This window comes from Nonomuraea antimicrobica, from assembly GCF_039536965.1.
In the GTDB taxonomy this organism is placed as follows: Bacteria; Actinomycetota; Actinomycetes; order Streptosporangiales; family Streptosporangiaceae; genus Nonomuraea; species Nonomuraea antimicrobica.
In genome coordinates this window covers 1-689 of the sequence record NZ_BAAAZP010000243.1, presented here as the reverse complement: position 1 = coordinate 689, position 689 = coordinate 1, and the positions used below count along the sequence as shown (strand labels likewise).

Annotated in this window: 1 protein-coding gene; it reads left to right on the top strand. The window is 67.8% G+C overall.

What is annotated here, in order from left to right; translation table 11 throughout:
- Nucleotides 1-174: 174 nt before the first annotated feature.
- A complete protein-coding gene (locus tag ABD844_RS52085) occupies nucleotides 175-624 on the top strand; it encodes a minor capsid protein (RefSeq protein ID WP_344897496.1) in 450 nt (149 codons plus the stop codon).
- Nucleotides 625-689: the final 65 nt, after the last annotated feature.

The following is a 689-nucleotide window of genomic DNA, read 5'->3' as shown; positions in this document are numbered from 1 at the left end:
CAGGCTGAAGGCGGCCCTGGGCTACGACATCGCGTACGCGGCTCGCCAGCACGAGGAGCTGACCTGGGAGCACCCGATCCAGGGTGAGCCCAAGTGGCTGGAGAAGACCATCCGAGCCGAGGCGGACACCGTACACAAGATCATCGGCACCCAGTTGGAGAGGGCGCTGCGCGGATGAGCGATACCTTCTCCCGCGACCTGCTCACCGGCCTGGCGGAACTGCTGGCGGACGCTGGCGTCGGCCACTGGGACCCGGTCGGTGCCTACACCGCGCAGCAGCGGGCGATCACGCTCGGCGGCTTGCCGACCAAGCCGGATGAGGCTATCGCACTGACGATCTACGGCACTGGCACGGGCGGCGATGACGTCGATCAGTCGGATTCGACGGTGCTCGTCCAGGCCCGGATGCGGACGGCGACGGACCCGCGTGTCGTCGGTGACTACGCCGACCAGGTGTTCGCGGCGCTGCACGGCAGGTCGAACCTCACCCTTTCCACGGGTGTGGTCGTGCTGCTGATCCAACGGACCATCGTGGCACCCCTGGCCCGTGACTCGTCCGGCCGGTGGGAGCGGCCGGACTCGTACGAGTTGATGGCCGTGTGGCCTACGCCGTACCGCGGATAGATCCCTTCCCCCTTTTTCTTTCGCGCTGTCCCGCTGCTGCGGGGCGGCGCTTTCGCATGCACTGA